Raw genomic sequence first — 25093 nt, forward strand, 5'->3', positions numbered from 1 at the left:
CACAGGTAAAGGGGAGCGGTTTTCTGGATTACCAGGACCGCTCCCCTTCCTCGTTAGAGTAGTACCGCTTCACATACACGAGACGCACCCGGAGAAACACATGCCTGCACGTAATGTCGCCCGCCCTGGAGACCTGACCGGCCGCACCAAGGCCGCCCTTTCCAAGGAGCACGCCGAGGAACTGAAGGCGCGCGAGAACGAGATAGCACTCATCAATGCGGCTGTGGCCGAGGAGAAGGACAACACCGTCGTCGAGGTAAAGCCACGCGACCTGTCCGCCCCTCCGGAGCCGGCGCCGATCGAGGTCGCCGATGCCGTCGAGGTGGAGGTCCCGATGCGTGAGTTCCGCGTCAATACCTCGATCGAGCAGATGACGTTCGGCCACGGCAATCACTTCGATTTCGAAGAGGGCGTGCGCTACAAGGCGCCGAAGGCCCTCTACGACCACCTCGACTCGCTCGGCTACATCTGGCACTGATCGGCTCTAGGAGAGCAACGAAATGACTACTCCCGCCCCCTCCCCGTCCATGGGTGAGGCGTACGTGCTGGAGAACGCCGAAGGCCACGGGGCCGGCCTGGGTCACCTGCCCACCGGCTCCGTGGTTGCCGTGGTCGACGTGCACCCCGCTGGAACCGCCGGCATCGGCCACGCAGGCGAGGACTCCGTCCTGCTCGCGCACGAATTCGACACCCACGTCATCACCGATGACGGTAGCCACGCGCCTGGCAAGGCCATCCGGCAGTTCACCCTGCACCTCTCGGACTTCCAGCGCATGTTCAAGAAGGTTGACTGATGGCTGGTACGAACCCGATCTGGGCAGGTAACGCCCTCGACTTCCTCACCGGCCGGGCGGTGGCCATCACTGCGCCTCGCACGACCTACCTGGCGTTGCTCATCGCTGACCCGACCGGGGACGACGGTACCTACGACATCACCACGATGGCGGAGGTCTCCACCCCTGGCTACGCGCGGCAGCAGGTCACCTGGACGGCGCCGGCCGGCGCCCCTATGACCACGGCCAACAACAGCCTGCTGTTCTTCGGGCCTTTCACCGCGGACATGACGGACTCGGCGACGTACGCCGCCCTGGTCACCTCCGCGTCCGGCACGACCGGTGCCGTCATCTACGCCTGGCCGATCGACAGCCCGCAGCAGGCGGCGACGAACGAGAGCCTTCAGATCGCTGCCGGCGCCCTGACCCTGAACGCCTGATAGGAGTCGCGGAATGGCCACCCTTGAGGATCTGCGTACGCGCATGCGCTCGGAGCTGGGCGACCGGCTGACGCCGTTCCGTGACACCATCCGGGGCACAGGGGACGTCGCCGAGTACGAACTGAGTGCCAACAACGTCACCGGCCTGGAGGTTGTCCAGGTCGTCGGCACAACCCAGACGGTGCTTAATACCGGCACCGACTATGTGCTGGACCCCCTGAACGGCATCCTCACCCTCACCCAGCCGCTGCCGCTGGACGCGCTGCTGCTCGTTTCCGGGCAGTCCTACAGCCTGTTCGCCGACGACGAGCTGGACATGTACCTGGGGGATGCCTTCGCCCAGCACAACCGCGGCCGGACCATCGCTACCCGGTACCGGGACACCGACGGCTTCATCCGCTACAACGAGGAGCCCGTCGACTTCTCCACCCTCCCGCCGGAGGAAGACGTCCTCGTGGTCTACCTCGCGGTCGTCGAGGCGCTGTGGGCCCTGTCCACGGACGCGAGCACGGACATCAACGTGCAGACGGCCGATGGGACTTCGGTGGACCGGCGCCAGCGCTTCGACCAGATCCAGTCGCAGATCAACGCGCTCACCGAGCGGTACAAGTTCCTGTGCAGCCAGATGAACGTCGGCCTGTACGCGATCGAGGTCACCAACCTGCGCCGCGTCTCCCGTACGACCGGCCGCCTGGTGCCCATCTTCCGCGAGCGCGAGTACGACGACTACTCCCTGCCCCAGCGGGTGCTGCCGCCGATCGGGCCGGGTCACCAGAACGATGACGAGTCCGGTGTGCCGTCGCAGACGTGGGGTGGTTGGTGGTGAGCCGGCTCGACTGGAAGCGGTCGGGACGCTTCAACGCCAACTACGAGACGACCGAGATCATGGCGTCCCTGCGGGGGCGCCAGCACGAGATCGGCGAGATGGTCCAGTACTACCGCTACTCCCACACCGACCCGGCCGCGGAGGACCTGTACGACGAGGCGACCGGCCAGGGCAAGGTGTACGCCGGCCCGTACCGGATCCCGGCGCTGCACGTCATCCACTCTCAGGGCGCCTCGCAGGACACCCCGCAGGGCCTGTACTCGGTGGACAACCTCTCCATCACCGCATCCTTCGATTCCCTGCGCAAGATGGGATTCACCGACCAGGACGTCAAGCACGGCAAGTACCTCACCGACCGGATCGTTTACGACGAGACGGTATTCCGGGTGACGTCGATTGCCGTACTCGGGCAGATTCAGAACCGAGACATCATCGTCGGTATCGAGTGCGCGCAGGTCAATCCAGACGAGCTGGTCAACGATGCGCAGTTCGCGCACTGGGCGCAGCCGTCCTGATTTATAAAGTTCCCCGGCTTTCTTGGGATCCTGAATGGCGGAAGACTTCCGCTATTCGAGATCCGCGAGGCCTGCTTTGCCGTGGCTCATCAACGAGGACCGCGCCGTTAAGGCGAAACTTCAGGGCCTCACTGTCACCGATGCGAACGCACCGGACGGACGACCCGTCCCGGTGCGCTATCGCCTTCCCGAGGTGGAGCTGGCGCAGCAGACGTTCCCGCTGATCGTCATCGAGCACGCGGGCATCGAGAAGGCGGACGAGCGTGAGCACCGCGGCCAGATCTGGCTGCCGTACGCGCCGGAGGGAACGTCGGGCTGGTGGGAGGACGGCGCCACCACGTACGACGTCACTGCCTCCCCGTACCTGATGGAGTTCCCGATCCCCTTCGACCTGCGGTACCGGATCTCTGTCTTTACGCGTCTTGCCGAGCACGACACTGCGCTGGCGTCTCGCATGATGCAGCGCGACCTGCTCCCGGCGCGTTTCGGTTTTCTTGAGATTCCCGAGGACGGCACCGTTCGGCGCCTGGACATTCTCGGTGGCCCCGAGCTGGCTGATACCCGCGATGAGAACGGAAAGCGTCTGTTCCGTCGCGAATACCTGATCTCTGTCTCCAGCGAAATGCTTCCGTCCACTGCGGACGCCTACGTCAAGGCGAGCAGCGTGGCGCTGGACCTCGAATACTTCTCGGACCACGTAACCAGCCCATGACCCGGACCCAGAATTCGTAGCCCCAGGAATTAACCCTTACCCAGGAGAAACAGATGACTGTCTACAAGCGGCCTGGCGTTTACCTGTCGGAGACGCTGACCCCGCTCGCGCAGACCGTGAGCACCCCGGGCGGGTCCGTCGCGGCCTTCGTCGGGACGAACAAGCAGGGCGGGTCGCTCCAGCCAACGCTGGTCTCGTCCTGGTCGCAGTACGTTGCCACGTACGGCGGCTTCGGCGACACCTCGGACTTGCTGCCGTTTGCCCTCTACCAGTTCTTCAACAACGGCGGCAACGCGGCCTACATCGTGCGCGCTGCGGCCTCCGACGCCGTCGCTGCCTCCGTGACCCTGGAGGACACCGAGGTCACCCCCGAGCCCACCCTGAAGGTCACCGCCATCAGCCCCGGCACGTGGGGCAACAAGATCTACCTGGACGTGGCCGCCTCGTCTTCCGGCGGTGGCCGCTTCGACCTGTACGTGTACGTCGGCGGTGACACCGCGGCCTTCCTCAAGGAGCGCTTCACCGACGTCAGTTTGGACCCGGCCGACTCCCGCAACGCTGAGGCCCTGATCAACTCTCCGGTCACCGGCTCGGCGGTCATCCAGATCCAGAGCCTGCTTAATACCCAGTGGGACGCGACCCACGCTCCGGCAATCCAGACCGGCACCCCGCTGGCCGGCGGCACCGACGGTGCGGCTGCGATCGACCTGGAGGCGGCTGCCAAGCGCCTGGAGATCGTCGAGGACAACCTGGTCCTGAACCTGCCGGGCGTCACGGACGCGACTGTCCTGAACCCGATCATCGCCTGGGCTGAGACCCAGGGCACCGTGTTCGTCGTCGTGGACGGCGAGAAGGCCACCTCGGCCGACAACGCCCACTCCTACGCGCTGTCCCTCCAGGGCATGTCCACGGGCGGCTCGGCGCTGACGGCATCGTCCTACGCGGCCGTCTACGGCCCGTGGCTGATCGTGAACGACCCGGCGACCGCAGCGGCCGGCTCGTCCCGCCTGCTGCCGCCTGGGGGTGCGGTGCTCGGCCAGTACAGCCGCATGGACACCTCCCGCGGTGTGCAGAAGCCCCCGGCCGGCATCGACACCGCGCTGAAGGGCGTGCTGGACGTCCAGTTCCGGTTCACCAACGACGACCAGGACGCACTGAACGTCGCAGGCATCAACGTCATCAAGTCGATGCCAGGCACCGGGTTCGTCATCTACGGCGCGCGCACCCTGTCGCAGAACATGCCGGACCGCTACGTCTCGGTCCGCCGGTCCCTGATGATGATCAAGAAGGGACTGCTCGACGCCACGCGCTTCGCGGTCTTCGAGCCCAACGACCAGATCCTGTGGGACCAGATCTCCTCGGTCATCTCGCAGTACCTGCTGACCCTGATGCAGACCGGTGTCCTCGCCGGGAACACCACGGACCAGGCCTTCTTCGTCGTCTGCGACTCGTCGAACAACACCCCGGCGTCCGTCGCCAATGGCGTGGTCAACGTCCAGGTCGGCGTCGCGCTCCAGACCCCGGCCGAGTTCATCGTGATCTCGATCGGCCAGTTCTCCGGCGGCTCGACCGCTACCGAGACCACTTCCTGAGAGAGGTAACTGACTGATGGCTCAGACCAAGCCGAGCGTGGGGCACATCGCTTCGGATCCCTTGCGAAATTTTAAATTTCAAGTACAGATCCAGCACCCGACGCTCAAGAACTTCGCACGCATGGGCTTCATGTCCGTTTCGGGCCTGAACGTCACGACCGAGGTGATTCCGTACCGTGAGGGCGGAATGAACACTACGACGCAGAAGATGCCAGGGCAGAGCGATTTCGCCCCCATCACCCTTTCCAAGGGCCTCGCCGTTGGCGACACCCAGATGATGGACTGGATGAAGCAGTTGTTCACCGTCATGCAGGGACAAGGCTTCGGAAAGGCCGGAGACAATTTCCGCGTCAACGTGGACGTCTACGTACTCGACCACCCGGTGACTTCTGGCAACACTCCGGCCAAGGCGGGATTCCGCATCTACAACGCGTGGCCCACGGCGGTGGCGTTCTCGGACCTCGACGCGGGCGCCAATGCGATCGTCGTCCAGCAAATGACCTTGGCGCATGAGGGATTCGAGTTCAAGTTGGCGAGCGATGTAGGCTCGTCTGGCGTGAGTTTCAACTCGAAGTAATACCCCTACTAACTAGGAGCACAATCCGTGGCTACCGACCTTAATACCGAGGGGTACATCAACCCCCTCGACAACCCTGCGGCGGCCAACGCGCAGATCAATGCGCTGCTGAACGAGGCCAAGCAGGAAGAGGTCGCCAAGCCCAACATCAGTCTCCCGGCAGGCGGCAACTTCACCCTGCCGGGAGGCTACGTTCTGGGCGGCGATTACGCCTCGGCACGCTACGACGCCGAGGTGCGTGAACTGACCGGCGCCGACGAGGAGGCCCTGACCAAGGCCCGCTCCGGTGGCATCGGCAAGTTCGTCTCCACCCTGCTCCAGGCAGGCACCGTCTCCGTCGCAGGAATGAAGGCCACGCCGGCCCTCCTGTCCGAGCTGCTGCTCGGCGACCGGGACATGCTCCTGCTGGAGATCCGCCGCGCCACCTACGGTGACGAGGTCGAGTGGGAGCACTACTCCTGCCCGTGGTGCGGTGAGGAGTTCCACCTCACCATCACCCTCGACGAGATCCCGGTGCGCCGGCTGGACGACCCGTCCAAGCGCGTCTTCGAGGTGGAACTGCGCCGCGGCCGGAAGGCCTTCGTGCGCCTGCCCGTCGGCAGCGACCAGGAAGCCCTCCTCGCCGTCGCCGAACGCGCCACCGACTCCGAGCAGAACACCCTCCTGCTCTCGCGGTGCATCATCTCCGTCGTCGAGGCGGACGGCAGCGAACACGCCGTTTCCGGTAATCCCGACTTCGCCCGCTCTCTCGGCATCGCGGACCGCAAGACCATTCTCGAAGCGATTGAGAAGAACCAGCCGGGTCCGCAATACAATGATGTCAAGTTCACGCACGATTCGTGCGGAAAGGAGGTCCCCCTCTTCATCTCAGCGGGGGACCTGTTTCAGGGCCTGTAATTACCACGACACGTACTTCGAATACGAGCAACTAGTCGAGCTATCCCCGGCTTGGAGCCTCAGCGAAATTCGCCGGTTGACCGTACGTGAGCGCCTGCACTGGGTGAAGTGGTTCAGGGCGCAGCGTAATAGGCGGATTGCTGAGGCGGATAATGGCTAACGAAGGAACGGTGGCGGGGCAGGGACCGCTCCTGGGCTGGAACAAGGCCCAGGACGCGATCTCTGAACTGGCGAAGAACGTAGACGCCCTGAACAAGGGGCTGAAGTCCGCCACCGACAAGTTGAAGAACTCCAGCTCGGGACAGTTCGTCTCGGGCTGGAGGAGCGGAGGCTCCGGGTCCACTCAGGGCGCCCGGGGCTTCGGCATGCTCGCCAACGACATCTGGAACAACACCAGCAACTACGCCCACGGCCGGCCCAACGGCGGCGCGGACGCCCCTGCCACCGCCCCCGCTGCTCCCGGTACCCCGAGGGCCGGCAGCACTGGACGCTCCTGGGCCCGCACGGCCAACGGTGGCGGCTCCTCCTTCTCCGGACAGTCCAGCCAGGGCGGCGGGGCGTCCAACAACGGCGGCCAGCAGAACGCGGGCGGCTCCGGCGGGGGCATCAACACCCCGCGCCTGGGTGGGGGCTCCTCCAACAACGGCGGCCACGCCCCGTACTCCTTCAAGTCCGGCCTCCAGGGCCTGTACGCGTGGTCGACCGGCAAGCTCCACGACCAGGTCGTGATGCAGACCGCTGCCTACCAGGCATCCATGGGCACGAACGGCGGATGGTCGCCGCTCAAGAACCAGATGACGGTGAAGAACTACACCGCCTACAGCACCGCGGACGCCGCACAGGCCTACACCAACCTCGCCTCGTACGGCTCCTCTCCCGGCTCCTCCAACTTCAACACCAACTGGAGCTGGGCCAAGAGCGCAGGCTTCCTCGACCCCTCGCAGTCCGAGACGCAGCGCACGGCCGGGATGGCTGCTGCCTGGACTCCTGGCGCCTACTACGGCGGCCAGATCATCGGCGTGCAGACCATCAAGGGCGGCAAGGGCCAGAACCCTCGACAGATCGCCCAGCAGGTGTTCAACCAGTACGGCGGCAAGGACGTCAAGAACCGGGCGCAGCTCCAGGCGACGTTCATCAATCAGAACTCTCGGGTCAACCAGATGCTGAGGCAGACCCTCGGCAACGATTTGGCCCACCAGGTGCAGATCGAACTCACCGGCATGGCGTCCGCTCAACTCGGCGGGGCGTCCTTCAAGGAGTACGACCGGACCATGACGAAGGCCCTCGACGGCGACAACGCCGCCAGGGCCAAGTTGAAGGACTGGAAGATCGGCGGTTCCAACGCGCAGGCTCTGCTGGACTACGCCGGAACGAAGCGCAACCAGGACGCCGCCATTAACGACTCCTTCACCTCCGGCTTGCAGACGTCGGTGAAGTATCTGGACAAGTTCAACACCGTCCTCCAGAAGATCCTCAAGTCCACGGGCGCCGACAGCGTCATCGGCTACACCGGTGGTGTCACGTCCATGCTCGGTGGCGCGATCGGTGGCGGCCTGGGCACGCTGGGCATGATGCGCGGCCTGGGCCAGCTCGGCCGTCTCGGTGGCCTCTTCGGCCGCGGCGGAGGCCTCGGTGGCTTCGGCATGGGCGGTGCCGGCGGTGCTGGCGCTGCCGGTGAAGGCGGCATGATCTCGGCCACGGCGGGCGCGGACGGTGCCTTCGGTATCACCAGCCTCGGAGAAGGGGCAGCAGCAGCCGGCGGTCTGGGCCTGCTCGGATCTGCTGGAATTATCGGCCTCGGCGGTCTGGCCGGGTGGGGTATCCACCACTTCGGCTCGAAGTTGGTCGACAAGTACGTCCACGGCAAGACGGCCAACAAGTGGAGCCACGTCGGCGTGGATGCCGGAGCCGGTGCTGCCGTGGGAGCCGCGGTCGGCTCGGTCGTCCCTGTCCTCGGCACGGCCATCGGTGCCGGCGTCGGTGGCGCGATCGGCGCGGGCATGGGCATCTACAGCAACTTCTTCGGCGGTGCCGGTTCAGGCGGCAGCGCGGCTGCGGCTCAGGGCACCGGTAAGTCTGGTGCAGTCGCCACGGGTACGTCCGGCGCAGGCAAGACCGCCGCGGCCGTCATCAGGGTCGCCATGAAGTACCTCGGTGTGAAGTACGTGTGGGGTGGCAGCACACCCAAGGGCTTCGACTGCTCCGGCCTGATGCAGTGGTCGTTCAAGCAGATCGGTGTCTCCCTGCCGCGTGTCGCCTCTCAGCAGCAGAAGGCCGGTAAGCCGGTCAAAATGGGCCAGGAGCGGGCGGGCGACCTCATGTTCGTCGGTAACCCCGCGCACCACGTCGTGATGTGCATCGGTAACGGCAAGCTGATCGAGGCGCCCCACACAGGCTCCGTGGTCCGCATCCGCTCCTACAAGCCGGGCGAGTTCACCAACGCCGTGAGGATCCTGGGCGCGGTCGGCAACATGGGCGACCTCACCAACTCCGACGACGCCTCCAACCAGGCGGGCGGTGACACCAACCGGCTGTCCACGATGGGCTTCGGGGGTGACGTCGGCAACTACGGCTCGATCGAGGAGTCCGACGCCATCGCGGCCGGCATCTCCGCGCACGGTGCTGCCAGCGTCGGCTCCGGCGTGGGTGCAAACCAGTCCTCGGCCAAGGGCAACGGCGACAACGGCGCCGTGCCTGGCTCCATGCCGACCGGAAACCTGAAGTCGTGGATCAAGTCGGCACTCGGGATCCTTCACCAGGACACCTCGGCCAACGAGCGGTACGTGAACACGATGGCCATGCACGAGTCGTCCGGTAACCCGCACGCGGTCAACCTCACCGACTCCAACGCCAAGGCGGGGCACCCCTCCAAGGGCATCCTCCAGACCATCGACCCCACGTTCAACGCGTACTCGATCAAGGGCCACAAGGACATCTGGAACCCCGTCGACAACATCATCGCCGGGGTGCGCTACGCCGAGTCGCGGTACGGCTCGCTGGCCAACGTTCCCGGTATCAAGTCCATGGCGAACGGCGGCGCGTACAAGGGATACGCGGTCGGCTCGACGAACATCGACGTCGACCAGACGGCCCGCGTCCACAAGGGCGAGATGATCATCCCGGCCGCACAGGCCGAGGCCATGCGAAAGGCCCTGGCGAGCAACACCCCGCTGGCCGGCGGGCTTAATACCTCGGCCGCCAAGGCCGCTCAACTCAACTTCGCCTCCGGTTCCGTCGTGATCCAGGTTCAGGGCGTCATGGACCAGCAGTCCGCCCGGGACGCTGCTCAGCAGTTCATGAACGCGCTGGCCGAGGACAACCGGATCAACCTCATCGCGGCAGGTAACTGATGGCAAGCAAGATCGTAGACAACGGAGAGTTCGATCCCCGGATCACCAGCATCCCAACGTGGATGTACTCGCCCTACGCCACGGACAAGCACGGGAACGGCACCGGCACCAGCACCACGTACAACGCTTCCCTGTCCCGCGGATGGATCATCACTGACAAGGCGATCAAGGGGACGAAGTACAGGTGCAACTTCCTGTACAACCCGAGCGTCGTCACGCTGACGCACTCCATCAACACCAACGTCCTCGCGGACCAGAATTCCCTCGACCCCAACGACGTGTCGGCGAGCAAGGCGATCCTGCCGCTGTCGCAGACGGTCCAGTTCGACCTGCTCTTCGACCGCACCTACGAACTGTGGGACTCCTCGCAGGTTGCCCACTCGTACGACGTCGCCACGATGGGCGTCGCCTACGACGTGCTGGCCCTGTACAAAATCACCGGTATCGCCTCCAACATCAACGTCCCCGACGGGGACTCAAGCACCAAGCTGTCGGACACCGACCTGTCCTACACCAAGGGCGCGTTCACCAACGGCGCGTCCGGCCCGATGCTGTGGGTGCCGGTCAACGTGGTCTTCGGCGACTACCTCGACTACTACGGCGTCATCCAGGAGTTGGACGTCCAGTACACCCACTGGTCCTCGTCGATGATCCCGGTCCGCTGCCAGGTCAGCATCACCATGCAGTTGCTCCCGCGGAACACCTCCAAGAGCGACGGCCGCACCCACTCCACCGGCAAGCTGCCGGGGCTGCCGGACTACAAGAACCCCAGCATCCTCAACCCTCAGAACAACAAGAGCGGAAAGGCCGGACGGTGACGATCTCCGCGAACTCGCGCTACAAGGACTCCAACCTCGCGCTGGTCGCGTCCGCGCGGGGCACCAACCTGACCGTCGTACCCAGCCGGCAGCAGGAGTGGGCGTTCCAGTTCACCTACCACCTGGTGACCTCGTCGGACCGCATCGACCTGCTCGCCGAGCACTACTACGGCGACCCGCTGCTGTGGTGGAGCATCGCCGACGCCAACCCGGAAATCCTCTCTTGGACCGTCCTGACCCCGGGCCAGATCATCAGGATCCCCAATGTCTGAGCAGCTACCTGTCACCCGGCTGCTCATGGGGACGGGCAACGTCACTGGCTACATCGCCCGCGTCGAGATACGCGAGGGCTTCGGTGTGCACTCGATGGCCCTCATAGATGTTTCCTCCGCACCGACTTCGAGGAAGCCCTACGCAGAGCTGACCCCAGTCACGCTCGACTACGGACGCGCACCCGCCGACCTGGTGCGCTGGAACGGGTACGTGCACCACTCCAGCGAGATCGCCTCAGCCGACACCCAGCACGTGGTGGTCCGATACGTCTGCATCGGTACCGCCTTGCCGATGAACACCCAGCGTACGAGGAGCTGGAAGAACGTCTCACCCACGTCGATCGTGCGGCAGGTGGGCCGGGAGAATGGCCTGCGCACCATCATCTCCCCGTCTGCCCGGCGCCTGACCTACTGGGCGCAGGCGGGCCAGTCCGATTTCAAACTGGTCAACGACCTCGCGGCCGAGACTGGCTACCGTTTCTGGGTCGAGGGCACCACCCTGTATTTCCTGGACCCACGCATTCTCCTACTCGGACAGCAGTCCCAGGACATCCCGGTGTTCAGCAAGAACCAGCAGCCCGGCATACAGGACAGCCTCCAAAGCCTTTCCATTCTCACGGGCACGATGATCCCCCGCAGCAACGGGACGACCGGCACCTCCGCTATTTCTGGACTCGACGCCAAGACTGGCAAGGTCCTCAAAGCCTCGTCCGCGGCGGACGCCGGCACGGCCCCGTTCCTCAACCACATCACGACCTCGCGTGCCGTGGACAACTACGCCGATGCGCAGGCACTCATGGAGGCCCGCACCCTGGCCTCCCGCGGCTGGATCACCATGCAGGCCACCCTGTACGGGACTGCGAAGATCGCCCCGGGAACTCTGGTCGGTATCGGTGGAAATTCCGTTTCCGCTGACAACAAGGGCCGGTGGATGGTGACGAACACAAAGCACCTCATCAACCGCGACAAGAAGAACGCCGGCTGGATATTCACCACGACCGTGGATGCGGAAAGGGACCAACCCTACGCGGTAACATTCCGGAGCGATGCGAACAAACGATTCAAGTTCGACACCGTGCCCGCCGTACTGAGAAACGGGCAGTTCTGGGAATCATCTCTTCTGGAGGACATCAATGTCGGCTGATCCGGTACTCGGAATGTACCGGGGTAGCGTTGCCAACAATCAGGACCCACTGAACGAGGCCCGCGTCACCCTGCTCATTCCCCAGGTCCTCGGAAATGCAGAGAGCGCCTGGGCCGTACCTGCATCCCCGACCAACACCATCCCACCGGTCGGGCAGACGCTGTGGGTGCAGTTCTCCGGCGGCGACATCACTAAGCCTGTCTACAGCCCGCTCGGCATCAAGGACGTCCAGGACCAGGTCGACCAGATCGGTACCGGGGGTGATTCCCTGGACGCACTGCCGCCCAAGGAGCCGACCGCGCTGACCCTGACCACGGTGCAGTACGTCACCGACGAGGGCGCCACCCAGGCCCGCGTGACGGCGAGCTGGACCCCGCCCACGGAGAACCAGGACGGCACCAGCCTCGTCGACCTCTCGCACTACCTGTTGCAGACGTCCTACGACAACAGCAACTGGTCCGGGGGCTGGGTCACCACCGAGGACCTGGTCCTCCTCGACGGGCTTAATACCGGCGTCACCTTCTACGTGAGGGTGGCGGCCATCGACACCAGCAACAACACCTCCCTGTGGGCCACCTCCAACATCACCACGGCGTCCGCGTCCACCCCGCCTCCGGTGCCCTCTGCCCCGGGGGTCGTCGGCGTGCTCGGGGGCCTGCGCGTCACCTGGGACGGCCTGGACTCCACCGGCACCGCCATGCCTGCGATCTTCTCCCACGTGCAGGTGCAGCGGGACACCACCTCGAACTTCTCCAACCCGGTCGTCGTCGGCACCCTGCCCGGCCCGGACTTCCTGTACGACCCCATCCAGAACTACGCCAGCGCCTACTACTACCGGCTGGTCGCCTACTCCAAGGTCGGCATCGCCTCGGCCCCGTCCGCCTCGAACAGCGACACGCCCAAGCAGGCCGTCGCCCAGGACATCCTCGACGCCTCCCTGACGTCCGCGAAGATCGCCGTCGGTGCCATTGACTCAACCAAGCTGGCCGCAGGCGCGGTCGACACACAGGCGGTGGCAGACGGAGCCATCGCTGCCGGCAAGCTGGCTGCCCAGGCCGTCGCCACCACCAACATCGCTGATGGCGCCGTCACCGGCACCCAGCTCGCGGACGCCACGATCGGCTCCGCGAAGATCATCAACGGCGCTATCGGCACTGCCCAGATCGCTGACGCGGCGATCAACAACGCGAAGATCTCCGACCTGGACGCAGGCAAGATCAACGTCGGCACGCTCAACGCCGCCCGGATCGCGGCCGGCTCGCTGGACGCTTCGAAGATCACCTCCGGGACGGTGACCTCCACCCAGATCCAGGCCGGGTCCATCACCGGAGACCGGCTGGCCGCGAACACCGTCACAGCCAACCAGATCGCCGCGAACACCATCACAGCCAACCAGATGGCGGCCGGGACGATCACCGCTCAGTCCGGCGTCATCGCATCCATCGACGCGTCCAAGATCACGGTCGGGAAGGTCAGCGCCTCCCAGATCGACGCAACCAACCTCGTGGTCTCCGGCGCGAACGTCTCCGGGCAGGTCTCCTCCGCAGCCACGGCCGGCTCCGCGACGACGGCAGGTTCGGCGTCCTCGGCGACCACGGTCACCGGCTCCATCGGCGCGGGCGTCAGCATCCCGGCCAACCAGTTGAACAACGGCACCATCCCGACCACCACGACGATCAACGGCGGCTCGATCACCACCGGCACTATCAGCGCATCCGTGATCGGGGCCCGGTCCATCACGACGGACAAGATGGTCATCGGCGATACCTCGAACATCCTCCTGGACCCCCAGTTCACGCAGAACAGCACCTCCTGGAACTGGAACTCCAACATCGTCCGGACGGTCGCCAGCGACCCCAGCGTGCCCACGGGCGCCCCGGCCGCGTACGTCGCCAAGATCGCTAACCAGACCAACTCCAACACCGACCTCACGTGGAAGCACACGACCACCACGACGACCGGCATGCCGGTAACCCCTGGGGAGTCGTACTACGTGGAGGCGTGGGTCGCGGCCTCTCCCGACTGCAATGCCAACCTGCGGTTCTTCCTCACCGTCTGGGATGCCAACGGCGCCAATGTCACCTGGCCGAGCGTGGGCACCACCCTGCCGTCGGCAGCGCAGACCTGGACGAAGATCTCCGGCCAGATCACCATCCCGGCCGGTAAGTACCTGGCGACCTTCGGTATCGGCTCCACCCTGACCTCTCCCACGACGGCCGCAGGTTCCTGGTTCGTCACCAACGTCAAGATGCGTAAGGCCATCGACAACGCGCTGGTGGTCGCGGGCACCCTCACCGCCGACAAGATCTCCGCAGGCGCCCTGACCGTCGACAAACTCAGTGCCGGCCTCCAGGCCACCGTCGGCCAGAAGTTCTACGACTTCGGACTGGACGCCAGCAAGTGGAGCAACGGCTCCACCGGCACCATGACCACGGTCAGCGTGCCCGACGCAGCGTCCGGCGGCTACGTCATGCGGTGCACCGGGTACGTCAGCGGCGCCTACCGGCCGGACATCCTCATACCCTTCGACCCGGGCGTCACCTACCGCGTCACCGCACGCATCCGGCAGACCGTCGCCAACTCCGTCCCGGGCACCAACCAGAACGTCTACGTCGGCGTCACCGGCATCGCAGCCGACGGCGTGACCTTGGTCAACACCGCCGGATCAAACTCGCGCTCCAGCCAGGCGTACTGCGCCGCCAAATCCGTCTGGCAGACCACAGGCGGCGGGTGGACGGTGTACACCGGCTACATCAAGGGCACGGCCTCGACCGGCGACCCAGGCCCCAACACCAGCCCGACCAGTCCGATGCGCCTGCACCAGAACGTCCGGTACATCAGCCCCTCCCTGTACGTGAACAACTCCGGTGGTGACGGCACGGCCGAGGTCGACATGTTCACCATCGAGGTCGTCGAGACCGGCCAGGTCAACTCGGCCAACATCAACCTGGGCAACGTCAACGCCTCGCACCTGTCCCTGGGCACCGTCACCGGCAACCTCGTCACCAACCCCGGCTTCGAGGACAACTCCCTCGTCGGCTGGACGACCTCCTCCAGCGGCAGCCCCAACACCGCCAAGATCGAGATCGGTGCGGGCACTTCGCCGGCACGCTCCGGCCAGGGCAAGGCGTCCTTGGGCGCGGTGAACACGGGCTGGGCGAAGATCCTCAGCGCCCCGTTCCCCGTGGTCGCCGGAGCCACCTACATGTTCCGCTACTGGTACTACGGCTCGGGCGGCCTCCAGGCCACCTTCGAGACCAGCCCGGACCAGGTCACCTGGACCGACCAGATGGCCGGAGCCAACAACAAGTCCACCAACAACACCACCGGGTACTCCGAGGACATCTTCGAGATGACCGCGCCGACGGGAGCGCTGTGGGGACGTGTGTCCTTCTCGAACAACTCCCCGGGCACCGCCACCGGGCTCGACACCACAAGCACCTGGTGGCTGTGCATCGACGACGTCCTGGTCATGCGCGAGGGCTACGGAGCGACCGACATCTCCGCAGCCGGCGTCCGCCTGTACGGCCCGGACGGCACCCTGAACACCGAACTGACCACGGCCAACGCCTACGCCACCTTCGCGGGCGGCAAGGCGTCTATCGACCCCAACGGTGTCGGCACGTTCAACTCCCTGTGGACCCCGCAGCGCCCGGCCGGAGCGTCCAGTGACGACCCGACTGGCCAGTTCTGGTACCAGGGGCAGGAACTGTCGAACCTGCTGTGGAACATGCCGTGGGGCATGGTCACCTATGAGCGGGGCTGGACGAACAAGCCGACCTCGTCGACCTACTACACCACGGACACCGGCCTGATCGAGCTGGCCTTCACGGCCGTCGAGGGCCGCATGTACCGCATCGTGGCCCGCTCCCAGTTCGACTTCAACGGCGGCACAGGCAACCAGGTCCTGGAGAACCGCATCGCTGTGGCGGCCACGGCCACGTCCCTCAACGGGTGCACCGTATGGAGCCCGACCGGCGCCAGCCCCCAGACCACGGACCCGATCATGGCCCGCTGTTTCGGCATGTACTACGACGGTGGCGGTACGGACGGCACCACCGTGGTGGAGGGCCTGATCGTCTGCTCCTCCGACGGTGGAGGCAACTACGGTGCCACCACCTGCCTGGCGCCGGGCGACCACCGGATCCTGTGGATCGCTGCGAAGCACGCCGGCAACGCCACCGGCTGGGGCCTGCGGAACTACTCCCCGGCGCAGTCCTCGGACTTCTACGTCGAGGACATCGGGCCGGCCGTGCACGAGGGCGGCGTCTACAACACGGGTGGCGCCGCGGTGACGGCGACGAAGACGTACACCAAGACGTACAACGCGGTGTGGTCGCGCCGGTTCGGTAACGCGGGCTACACCGACGGCTCCATGTACCAGGGCTACTACTCCAGCACCTGGGGCCAGCAGAAGTCGATGGTGTACTTCGGCACGCAGCCGTACACCGACATGGGCTCCACCGCGAAGGTCTCCAAGGTCGAGGTCTACCTGTACGCGAACCACTGGTACTACAACGCGGGCGGCACCGCGCATATCGGTGTCTTCACCAACACGTCCGAGCCGACGGGTTTCGCGGGTGTGGGCGGCATAAACCAGACGGTTTCTTCCTGGCCGGTCGGCGCGGGAAAGTGGGTGACGCTGCCGTCCTCATGGAATTCCAGTTGGAACGCGGGCACCCCCTATCGTGGAATTACGCTCGGCGGAGACCTGTCCACAACCGACAAGACCTACTACGGCATCTTCGATGGTGTCGGCGACACCCACCCGCCCCAGTTGAGAATCACGTACACCAAGTAGCGAGGACGTAACTTAATGGCTGACATCACCGTCTCCATTCCCGACGACGTGTGGCCCCGTGTTGCTGCCGCGTTCCACGGCACCTGGCCGGACACGCAGATGTCGGACGAGGACATCGTCACGATGTCGCTGAAGGTGTACGTACGCGACACCTGGGTCAGTGCCGAGCAGGCCGCCAACCAGAACGCTGCCGTCGGCCGCTACAACCAGGCCGCCCAGGACTACAACACGGCGCGGCAGGCAGTCGACGCCGACATCGCTGCCGAGAACGAGCAGGTCCTCGCCGATTCCCAGGCGGCGTTCCCCGGCATCTGACGCAGAACAGTAAGTGCAATCTCGGTAGGCATTCCTGGGACAATGCAAGCATGCCTACCGAGATTGCATTTCCTTTTCGCCTCGCGTCCGACGGGACCATAGCCGTCGAGACGAATCCGGACAGGCAGATCGCCCAGCATGTGAATGCGCTCGTCGGCACTCAGCCGGGGGAGCGGGTCATGCTCCCGGATTACGGGGTTCCCGTGGCTGATCTCCTGTTCGAGCCCAATGCGCGATTCGTCGCGCAGGAAATCACCCGTGCCGTGGAAACGGCTTTCGCAGCGTACGAGCCTGGCGTACTCCTCCAGCAGGTCACCCCGATCCAGGACAGCACCCAGCAGTCCCTCGCACGCGTCGAGGTCGACTACATCCGCCGCGAGGACGGCACGAGCCCGTCCAGCCTCGCGAACCAGACCAACACCGCCGTGGTCCACGTCGGCGGCACCGTGAGCGAGGTCATCAGTGGCTGACACACCTGCCGTGGACTACACGTCCCGCGACTACGAAGGCTTCAAGACGTCCCTGCTCGACTTCGCCGGCCGCGCCTTCCCCCAGTGGGTGCCCTCCTCCGAGGGTGACTTCGGCGTGCTCCTGATCGAGCTGTTCTCCTACCTCGGCGACAACCTCTCCTACTACGGCGACCGGCTCCAGCAGGAAGCGTTCCTGCCGACCGCGACGCAGCGCCTGAGCCTGCTCCAGATTGCCGACCTGCTCGGCTACCAGCCGTCCAACGGTGTCCCCGCGACCGGCACCGTCACCTTCCAGACGTCCAACCCGGGCCCTGCCGTCCTCGTGCCTGCGGGCACCCAGGTCGTCACGGACTACATCGACACCATCGACTCGCCGATCACGTACGAGACCGACACCGATGTCACCGTGCCCAAGAACGGTGGCACCGCGGTCGTGTCCGTCACCCAGGGTGTGACCCGCACCCAGGTCAACGTCGGTACCTCGAACGGTCTGCCCGTGCAGGAGTTCCGCCTGCCGGACGTGCCGGTCATCGGCGGGACGGTGAAGGTGTACGTGGACAACGTCGACAGCCTCACCGAGTGGACCTACATCGACTACCTGGTGGATGCAGAGCCGGCCGACCGAGTGTTCACCACCTACCTCGACGACGCCGGCTCGACCTGGATTCGCTTCGGAGACAACCTCAACGGAGCAATCCCGACCGTCAACTTGACCGTCTACGCCACTTACCGCGTGGGCGGCGGATCGGTCGGCAACGTGAACGCGGGCGTCGTCAACGCCATCGCGTCCTCCACCCTGCCTGGTGTCACCATCGCCACCAACTCCGATGGCACCCCGATCACCTCAGCCATGAGCGGCGGGGCCGACCCGGAGACCAACGACCAGATCAGGGCCAACGCACCGCGGATCTTCCGTACCCAGGACCGGTGTGTCACCCTCGCTGACTTCTCCGACCTCGCCCTGACCCTGCCCGGCATCGTCCGCGCGAACGCCGTGGCGTCGACCTACACGAGCATCAGCGTGTTCGTCATCGGCTCCGACGGAGGCACCCCGAGCGCGACCACCCTCCAGAGCGTGCAGGACACCCTCCAGGCCAAGGCACTGGCGGGCACCACGGTCACCGTGTCCGGCCCGACCACGGTCGGCGTGAACGTCGGCAACGTCTCCAACCCGATCGTCGTCGAGTGCTGGCCGCGGTACTCCCGGGCGAGCGTCCTTTACGACGTGCAGCAGGCGCTGAAGACGATGCTCAGTTTCGCCAACGTCGACTTCGGCATGCGGCTGACCCTCTCGGACTTCTACAAGACCATCCTGGCCGTGGACGGTGTCCGCTACGTCGACATCCCCATGGTCGCCCGCGCGGATGCGGCCCAGACCGGTACCGCCGACATCGTCATGCGGGCCTGGGAGATCCCCAAGGTCGGCAACATCTCGTCCATCACGATGACCGGAGGTATCGGCTAATGGCCGCCGTCTACCCGAAGCAGTACAAGTCCTTCCCCGTCCACAAGAACAACACCGAGGACATCGACGCCAGCCACGTGAACAACCTCCAGGACGAGGTGCTGGCCATTCAGCAGACCCTGGGACTCCTCCCGCACCAGGACCAGGGCCTCAAGGGCAAGATGAAGCAGTACACCTGGAACTCCGTCGCCGACCGGCTCGACGCCATCCAACGGGGCCAGGGCACCCCTGCCGTCTTCCTCCAGAAGTCAGCCGACTCCGTCCCCCGCCCGGCCACCGGCACCAAGAGCAAGACCCTCTCCTTCCCGCGGCCGTCGTACGACCCCGAGGGCTTGTGGAACGGCTCCACCATCACCGCCAACCGCACCGGCTGGTGGATCATCACCGCCCGCGCCAAGTGGCTGAACTGGACCCCGTACACCAAGTCCCCGTACACCGACCGCGAGATCGACATCTGGGTGGGCGGCCAGCAGGTCGCTACGAACGACAACCTTCCCAGCCCCGACGGCAACACCCACCAGATGGTCACCTACCAGAACTGGGTCACCGCGGGCCAGAAGATCGAGATGCACCTGTACCACGACGTGGTCGGCAAGACCCTCGCCGTGGGCGACCTGCACCTGGCGGCGTGCATGATCCGGGAGCACTAAGTGGGAACCTACGGACAGTCCATATACGGGCTGTCGCAGTACGGGACGGACATCCATCCCGACTTCGACGTCAGCCCGTTCACAGCCACGCCCGTGGACTACAGCACCGTCTCGCTGGACTGGAAGGCCCCAGCCGGTTCCTGGGACTCCCTGCGCCTGATCCGCAACCGCTACGGGTGGGCCGTCAACGAGAACGACGGCGAGGTCCTGCTCGATCAGTCGCACCAGGCAACCTCGTTCGTCGACACCAGCGTGGTCGGCGGGCACTGGCTGTACTACACGATCTTCATCTCCGCCTCCGGCCAGTGGTCCCGCGCGGGCACCGTCTCCTGCCTGATGCCGAAGAACAACGGCTACACCGACCTGCTGTACAGCTTGATCCCCGAGCACTACAAGGTCGACGTCAAGCAGGGCAACAACCTCACCGACGACTCCAACACGCTAAACCCCTACCTCAAGCCGTTCCTGAGCATCTTCGGGTTCGGCTTCGACATCGTGCAGTCGTACTACGACAGCAACCGCTACACCAACGACGCGATGCGGACCCGCTTCGACAACATCGCCCAGTTGGCCACGCAGTTCGGCATCCAGTACGAAGCCTCGGCGCCGGCCTACCTCTTCAGGCAGCGAGTGCGGGACGCAGCCACCCTCGGCCGGCAGAAGGGGACCCTGGAGCAGATCCGCTCGGTCATCTCCGAAACCACTGGATACGACGCAGACCTCCGGGCCGGCGTCAACCTCATGCTCTCCGACGACCAAGCCGACTTCGACCACCCCACCTTCCCGCAGTGGGACTCCGGCGTGAACTACGCCTCGGGGGAGAAGGTGGAGTTCGGCGCCTACCTGTACCAGGCTGGCAGTAACGGCGCCTACGGCCAGTCCCAGGCACCCACCGGCACCAACACCTCCAACGCCTACTGGACGGTCGTCTCCTACGGCACCGACAGCACCCTCGTGGACGCCAACGGGCACGTGGCCGGGTGGGAGGAGATCTCCTTCACCGCGGGCGTCACCCCAGGCACCAACGGTGTCCTCGTCGGCATCGGTGTGCAGAACCCGACCAACCCCGACGACAAGGCGGGCAACGCCTTGTGGGTCCGCAACACGAACAGCGGCGGCTCGGTCGCCACGATAGGTGTGCGCTCCGTCGGCCGGGTCTCGGGGCAGTCCTCCATGGATCCGCAGCAGCCAGTCCTTTCCGGCATCCCCGTCCCGTACACCTGGAAGGCCTGGGACCCGGACATCGACTACCAGCCTGGCGACATGGTCCTCTACCACGGCCGCGTCTACCAGGCCCTGACCGCCTCGGTTAACGTCTCCCCGCCGGCCACCCCGACCGCGAACACCCAGTGGACCCCGCTCGGCTACGACGACCGCGTGCAGATGTGCCTGTCCGGATACGCGCAGGCGTACTCCGGCGAGCAGGTGAATGTGTACCCGTTCGTCGAGTACTACGACTCCCACGGCTCCCTGATCACCGCGCTCTACTCGGACTCCGTCCCCGCCTACCAGGTCCTCGACTCCTTCTCCCAGGGCTGGAACGACTGGACCACCCGCACCACCGACCTGGGCTCCGCGACCTGGACCGAGACCCTGGGCCAGTGGACCTCCGGCGGCTACTCGGGAGGATCGGCCTACCCGGTGGGCACCACGGCGTCCATTGCCACCATCGCCGGCCACGCGGACGGCACGGTGTCGGCAACGTTCCTGACCAACCCCGGCAACACCCTCAAGCAGGGCGTCGTCTTCCGCCTCCAGGACGCCAGCAACTACTGGCGGGCCGGGCGGACGGGCCTGTACCTCGTCCAGTCCGGCTCTGTGGCCAACACCTACACCTACTCGACCTCCTTCTCGGACGGTGACCGGATCACGGCCGCCTTCTCCGGCAGCAACATCACGATCTATCGGAACGGAACCCAGGTGCTCACCATCACCAACTCGGCGCTCAGCACCGCCACGCGTGTCGGAATGGCGGTGACGTGATGACCACGTACGACATCACCTTCAGCGCCGACGACGACTGGACTCCGGGGATCCCCGTCTCCGGCGCCATCGTCGTGCGCAGCTACCGGGTGTCCTCACCCGAGCTGGACGGCACGCTGGCGATCGGCGGATCCATCGGTATCAAGATCCCCCGGCCGCAGCCGCTGGCACCCGAGGCCGGGCAGTTCACCGTCGGCGGTCACCTCGCGGTCGCAATCAAGGTGCCGGCCGCGGCGTTCAAGGACTTCTCCCACTACCCGTACCAGGGTGTGGACCCGGCCATGGCGTGGTTCGGTATCAACTCCGGTTCGCTGAAGTCGGCCGTCGCGGGCTCCTACAGCCGCCCCTACGCCGCGTTCACCGGCCCGGTGGACTATCCCGTCTCCGGCAGCGGCTACGCCTGGAAGCGGGCCGCGTACGCCTCCGTGGGGTTCAAGTTCGCGTCCATGTCGGCGAACAAACACCAGATCCTCGACGCGGTGCAGTTCGAGCCGCTGCCGCTGGGATCTACCGGCCCGAGCAACTACCAGAACGCCCGTGAGATCCAGGTCATCATCAAGCCGACCCGGTTGAATTACGCGACCAACCCCAACATGGAATCCGGCATCAGCGGCTACGGCTCGACCGGCCAGGCCACGCTCGCAGCGGACGCCTACCACTGGCAAGGCACCCAGTCCCTGAAGGTCACCGTGCCGTCCACGGCGACCGCGGACAGCGGTATCTCCGTCCAGGCGACCGGCCTGATCCCGGGACGTACCTACACCATGAGCGCCAAGGTGGCCATCGCTCAGGGCTGCGGAGACATCGCCCCGTGGTCCGGCACCGGCTCGACGCAGTTGGGCGCAGCGAAGTGGACGCAGGCCGCCAGCCGCGTGGATCCCAAGAACAAGCGCTGGCGGACCCTGTATGTCACCTTCACCGCCTCCTCCTCGTCGCTGAATGTGGGCATGAACGTCCTCAAGAGCACCATGGCCGCGGGCCTGTCGAGCATCTTCTGGGTCGACGGGGTTTTGATCGAGGAAGGCGCCTCCGTCCGTGACTACTTCGACGGCTCCATGGGCGAGGACTACCTGTGGGAGCAGGGCGGATCCCCGAACCTCGCGCGCTCGTACTACTACGAGAACTACATCGAGCGCAGTTACCTGATCCAAACGCTGCTCGAAGAGAATGTTCCTTTGGGAATCACGGCGAATGCCCCTCAGTACGCCGTTCTGCCGACCCAGTAACCACGACCGTTAAGGATCCCCATGTTCACCAACTACGCCGACGCAGCCGCGCTCGTCGTCGGCCTGGTGCTGCCCGCCATCGTCGCAGTGGTCACCAAGCCGTCCACCAATTCCACCGTCAAGGGTGCCGCGCACGCCGTCCTGGCCGTCGCTACCGGCACCGCGGCCGTCTACAAGGAGCACCCCTCCGGCTTCGTGTGGGCGCCCGCTGTGGTCGCCGCGTTCCTGGCCTGGCTGTCCGGTACGGCCTTCTACCACTCCCTGCTGAAGAAGTACGCGTGGTTCGGCGCGCTCCAGAACCTGTTCGTGGCCGAGGCCAAGATCGTCCTTAATACCGAGAGCCACCAGGTGGAGCAGTACTTCCAGGTGGCGCAGGTGGCCGAGCAGTCCGAGGACGAGCAGGGCATCACCAACGACTTCCCCTTGAGCACCGACGTCGTCTCCTCCGGCGTGCAGGAGGTCGTCGAGGCGGCCGAGAAGATCCCGGTCGTCGGCACGGTCGTCCAGTCCCTGGAGCCTGTCGTCGTTCCGGCCGTCGTCTCCGTTGCGCAGACCGCGGTGGACCCGGCCGGCACCAACAACATCCCCGTCGTGCAGCCGCAGACCAGCGGCCTGGGCCCGAGGGCGATCTGATCATGGACTGGTTCCGGCTGCTGCTGATCGCGCTCGCCACCTTCACCGCGTGGGAGTGGCTGCGCGAGCTGCTGCCCTTCGCGATCCCGGCCGCCCTCCAGCCGCTCGTCGTGGTCGGCCTGGCCTACGAGGCCCAGCGGGTGCCCGGCCCATGGCTGGCGGCCACAGCAGCGGCCGGAGTGGTCGCGCTGCTGCACGTCCAGGTCCGCGGGGGAGGGGTGGATACGACCCCGATCCGCTTCCCTCGCCGGCACCCCTCTACCGGCCGCAGGGTCCCTGACCTGCCCTAACGTGTAAACCACTTTGAAGACCCCGCTTTACAAGCGGGGTTTTCTTGCATTTAGAAGACGTAACCGCTAACGTCTTCTTCGTCGCCGATCACGGCGGCCACCACACCAACACCGGGAGCAGAACTTGAGTAAGCAGCCCATCACCCTGGCCTTCGCTGGCGCCGCTGACGTCGACCCCGAGAACATCAAGGACCTGCTCAACGACTGGCTCGGCTTCGGCGACGAGGACGAGGCAGGCTTCTTCAAGCCCAGCGACCGCGAGATCCACCTCATCTTCCCGATCACCCGGGACCACCTGTCGGACGGCCTGGAGACGGTCCTCGCCTGGACCGAGAAGGCCGACCTGCCCTACATCGCCGTCGCTGACAACAAGCGCAGTCGCGCCACCGAGTCCTTCCTGACGGACGCCGAGGAGGTCGTCCACCACTCCAACGTCACCGCTGGAGTCGTCGACCTGCTGAAGGAGGCCGACAGTGCGGGCGACGAGGTGCACCTGATCCTGCTGTGGGGTGACGAGGGCAGCGTCGAGGCCGAACTCCTCCTGGACGCGGCCGAGCAGGCGGGCATCAAGGCCAAGGACCTGACCGCCGGCCTCGACGACATCTCCTTCGGTGAGCAGCCGCAGGCCGAGCCGGAGCCCGAGCCGGAGCCCGAGCCGGAGCAGCCCAAGCGTGGCCGGCGCCGCGGCCGTCGCTCCGAGCCCGAGGAGGTCCAGCCGGAGGAGGAGCCGCTGACGGAGGACGAGCCGGCGGAGCCCGAGGAGGAGCCCAAGCCGCGCCGTCGCGGTCGCAAGGCCGACCCGGAGCCGGAGCCCGAGGTGAACCCGGTCGAGGAGGACATCCAGGAGCAGCAGGAGACCCTGGAGCAGCAGGTCAACCAGGCTGCCCAGAAGGTCCAGCGCGAGGCGCAGCCGGTCGCCGACAAGGACCTCGACCTCCTGCTGATCGGCGCCGCTTTGGAGGGTGCCTACAACGCCTTCCGGCTGGAGGACGAGCGCAACGCAGTCATCAACCAGGCCGCGGTCCGCTACCGGCCGCTGACGGAACTGCTCCAGAAGGCGCTTAATACCGTGGCCGACGCGGCCCACAACCAGGAGGCCGCCAAGCAGGAGCGTGCGGCCGTCCAGGAGGACAAGCAGGAGGACGAGGAGTCGGAGCAGCCGGCGCGTCGGCGCCGTGGCCGTCCGCGCGACGAGTCCAAGACCTTCGCCTTCCTGGTCGACGAGGACGGCAACTACACCCGACGCGGTCGCGGTCGCATACCGGCCGGACAGAAGGTCGTCCACCTGACCCGGGCAGAGATCGAGGAGAAGGGCCTCGAACTCGACGGGGAGTAAGTGAGCAA

23 protein-coding genes are annotated in these 25093 nt (G+C 65.8%); all 23 read left to right on the forward strand.

Annotated features, from left to right (window positions below):
• Positions 1 to 100 precede the first annotated feature (100 nt).
• The 23 genes from EV284_RS17065 (at position 101) to EV284_RS32990 (ending at position 25085) form a co-directional block, all read left to right on the forward strand.
• Positions 101 to 478, forward strand: coding sequence for a hypothetical protein (locus tag EV284_RS17065; RefSeq protein ID WP_130335011.1), 378 nt, complete (start codon positions 101 to 103; stop codon positions 476 to 478).
• Positions 479 to 500: 22 nt separating this feature from the next.
• Positions 501 to 794, forward strand: coding sequence for a hypothetical protein (locus EV284_RS17070; RefSeq protein WP_130335013.1), 294 nt, complete (start codon positions 501 to 503; stop codon positions 792 to 794).
• A complete protein-coding gene (locus EV284_RS17075; protein ID WP_130335016.1) occupies positions 794 to 1213 on the forward strand; it encodes a hypothetical protein in 420 nt (139 codons plus the stop codon). Before EV284_RS17070 ends, EV284_RS17075 begins: the two co-directional genes overlap by 1 nt.
• 13 nt (positions 1214 to 1226) lie before the next feature.
• Positions 1227 to 2039, forward strand: coding sequence for a hypothetical protein (locus EV284_RS17080; protein ID WP_130335018.1), 813 nt, complete (start codon positions 1227 to 1229; stop codon positions 2037 to 2039).
• Positions 2036 to 2554, forward strand: a complete 519-nt coding sequence (locus tag EV284_RS17085) for a hypothetical protein (RefSeq protein WP_130335020.1) — start codon at positions 2036 to 2038, stop codon at positions 2552 to 2554. Before EV284_RS17080 ends, EV284_RS17085 begins: the two co-directional genes overlap by 4 nt.
• Positions 2555 to 2588: 34 nt before the next feature.
• Positions 2589 to 3266, forward strand: coding sequence for a hypothetical protein (locus EV284_RS17090; RefSeq protein ID WP_130335022.1), 678 nt, complete (start codon positions 2589 to 2591; stop codon positions 3264 to 3266).
• Positions 3267 to 3319: 53 nt separating this feature from the next.
• Complete coding sequence (locus tag EV284_RS17095; protein ID WP_130335024.1) at positions 3320 to 4858, forward strand: phage tail sheath subtilisin-like domain-containing protein; 1539 nt, start codon at positions 3320 to 3322, stop codon at positions 4856 to 4858.
• Positions 4859 to 4874: 16 nt separating this feature from the next.
• Positions 4875 to 5435: a phage tail protein gene (locus EV284_RS17100; protein WP_130335026.1), complete on the forward strand. Its 561-nt coding sequence runs from the start codon at positions 4875 to 4877 to the stop codon at positions 5433 to 5435.
• Positions 5436 to 5462: 27 nt separating this feature from the next.
• On the forward strand, positions 5463 to 6332 hold the full coding sequence (locus tag EV284_RS17105; protein WP_130335028.1) for a hypothetical protein: 870 nt from the start codon (positions 5463 to 5465) through the stop codon (positions 6330 to 6332).
• Between the two features lie 152 nt (positions 6333 to 6484).
• Entirely contained in the window at positions 6485 to 9682 is a 3198-nt protein-coding gene (locus EV284_RS33540) for an NlpC/P60 family protein (protein WP_165425557.1), read from the forward strand.
• A complete protein-coding gene (locus EV284_RS17115) occupies positions 9682 to 10500 on the forward strand; it encodes a hypothetical protein (protein ID WP_130335030.1) in 819 nt (272 codons plus the stop codon). The genes EV284_RS33540 and EV284_RS17115 overlap by 1 nt, the downstream gene beginning before the upstream one ends.
• Positions 10497 to 10772 carry a hypothetical protein gene (locus EV284_RS17120; RefSeq protein ID WP_130335032.1) on the forward strand — a complete coding sequence of 92 codons (276 nt, stop codon included), beginning with the start codon at positions 10497 to 10499 and terminating at the stop codon, positions 10770 to 10772. Before EV284_RS17115 ends, EV284_RS17120 begins: the two co-directional genes overlap by 4 nt.
• A complete protein-coding gene (locus tag EV284_RS17125; RefSeq protein WP_130335034.1) occupies positions 10765 to 11916 on the forward strand; it encodes a contractile injection system protein, VgrG/Pvc8 family in 1152 nt (383 codons plus the stop codon). The genes EV284_RS17120 and EV284_RS17125 overlap by 8 nt, the downstream gene beginning before the upstream one ends.
• Positions 11917 to 11929: 13 nt before the next feature.
• Complete coding sequence (locus EV284_RS17130) at positions 11930 to 16717, forward strand: phage baseplate assembly protein V (protein WP_130335036.1); 4788 nt, start codon at positions 11930 to 11932, stop codon at positions 16715 to 16717.
• Between the two features lie 15 nt (positions 16718 to 16732).
• Positions 16733 to 17032 carry a hypothetical protein gene (locus tag EV284_RS17135; protein ID WP_130335038.1) on the forward strand — a complete coding sequence of 100 codons (300 nt, stop codon included), beginning with the start codon at positions 16733 to 16735 and terminating at the stop codon, positions 17030 to 17032.
• A 50-nt stretch (positions 17033 to 17082) separates the two neighbouring features.
• Entirely contained in the window at positions 17083 to 17502 is a 420-nt protein-coding gene (locus EV284_RS17140; protein ID WP_130335040.1) for a GPW/gp25 family protein, read from the forward strand.
• Complete coding sequence (locus tag EV284_RS17145) at positions 17495 to 18967, forward strand: baseplate J/gp47 family protein (RefSeq protein ID WP_130335042.1); 1473 nt, start codon at positions 17495 to 17497, stop codon at positions 18965 to 18967. The genes EV284_RS17140 and EV284_RS17145 overlap by 8 nt, the downstream gene beginning before the upstream one ends.
• Positions 18967 to 19617, forward strand: coding sequence for a hypothetical protein (locus tag EV284_RS17150; RefSeq protein ID WP_130335044.1), 651 nt, complete (start codon positions 18967 to 18969; stop codon positions 19615 to 19617). The genes EV284_RS17145 and EV284_RS17150 overlap by 1 nt, the downstream gene beginning before the upstream one ends.
• Positions 19618 to 21600, forward strand: coding sequence for a phage tail protein (locus tag EV284_RS17155; RefSeq protein WP_130335046.1), 1983 nt, complete (start codon positions 19618 to 19620; stop codon positions 21598 to 21600).
• Positions 21600 to 22826 carry a carbohydrate binding domain-containing protein gene (locus EV284_RS17160; RefSeq protein ID WP_130335048.1) on the forward strand — a complete coding sequence of 409 codons (1227 nt, stop codon included), beginning with the start codon at positions 21600 to 21602 and terminating at the stop codon, positions 22824 to 22826. Before EV284_RS17155 ends, EV284_RS17160 begins: the two co-directional genes overlap by 1 nt.
• A 21-nt stretch (positions 22827 to 22847) precedes the next feature.
• A complete protein-coding gene (locus EV284_RS17165) occupies positions 22848 to 23459 on the forward strand; it encodes a hypothetical protein (protein WP_130335050.1) in 612 nt (203 codons plus the stop codon).
• A gap of 2 nt (positions 23460 to 23461) precedes the next feature.
• Positions 23462 to 23749 (forward strand): hypothetical protein, encoded by a 288-nt coding sequence (locus tag EV284_RS17170; RefSeq protein ID WP_130335052.1) that lies wholly within the window; start codon positions 23462 to 23464, stop codon positions 23747 to 23749.
• Positions 23750 to 23873: 124 nt separating this feature from the next.
• Positions 23874 to 25085: a hypothetical protein gene (locus EV284_RS32990; RefSeq protein ID WP_207229060.1), complete on the forward strand. Its 1212-nt coding sequence runs from the start codon at positions 23874 to 23876 to the stop codon at positions 25083 to 25085.
• The last annotated feature ends 8 nt before the right edge of the window (positions 25086 to 25093 follow it).

Source organism: Streptomyces sp. BK022, from assembly GCF_004217355.1.
GTDB classification, from domain to species: domain Bacteria; phylum Actinomycetota; class Actinomycetes; order Streptomycetales; family Streptomycetaceae; genus Streptomyces; species Streptomyces griseoluteus.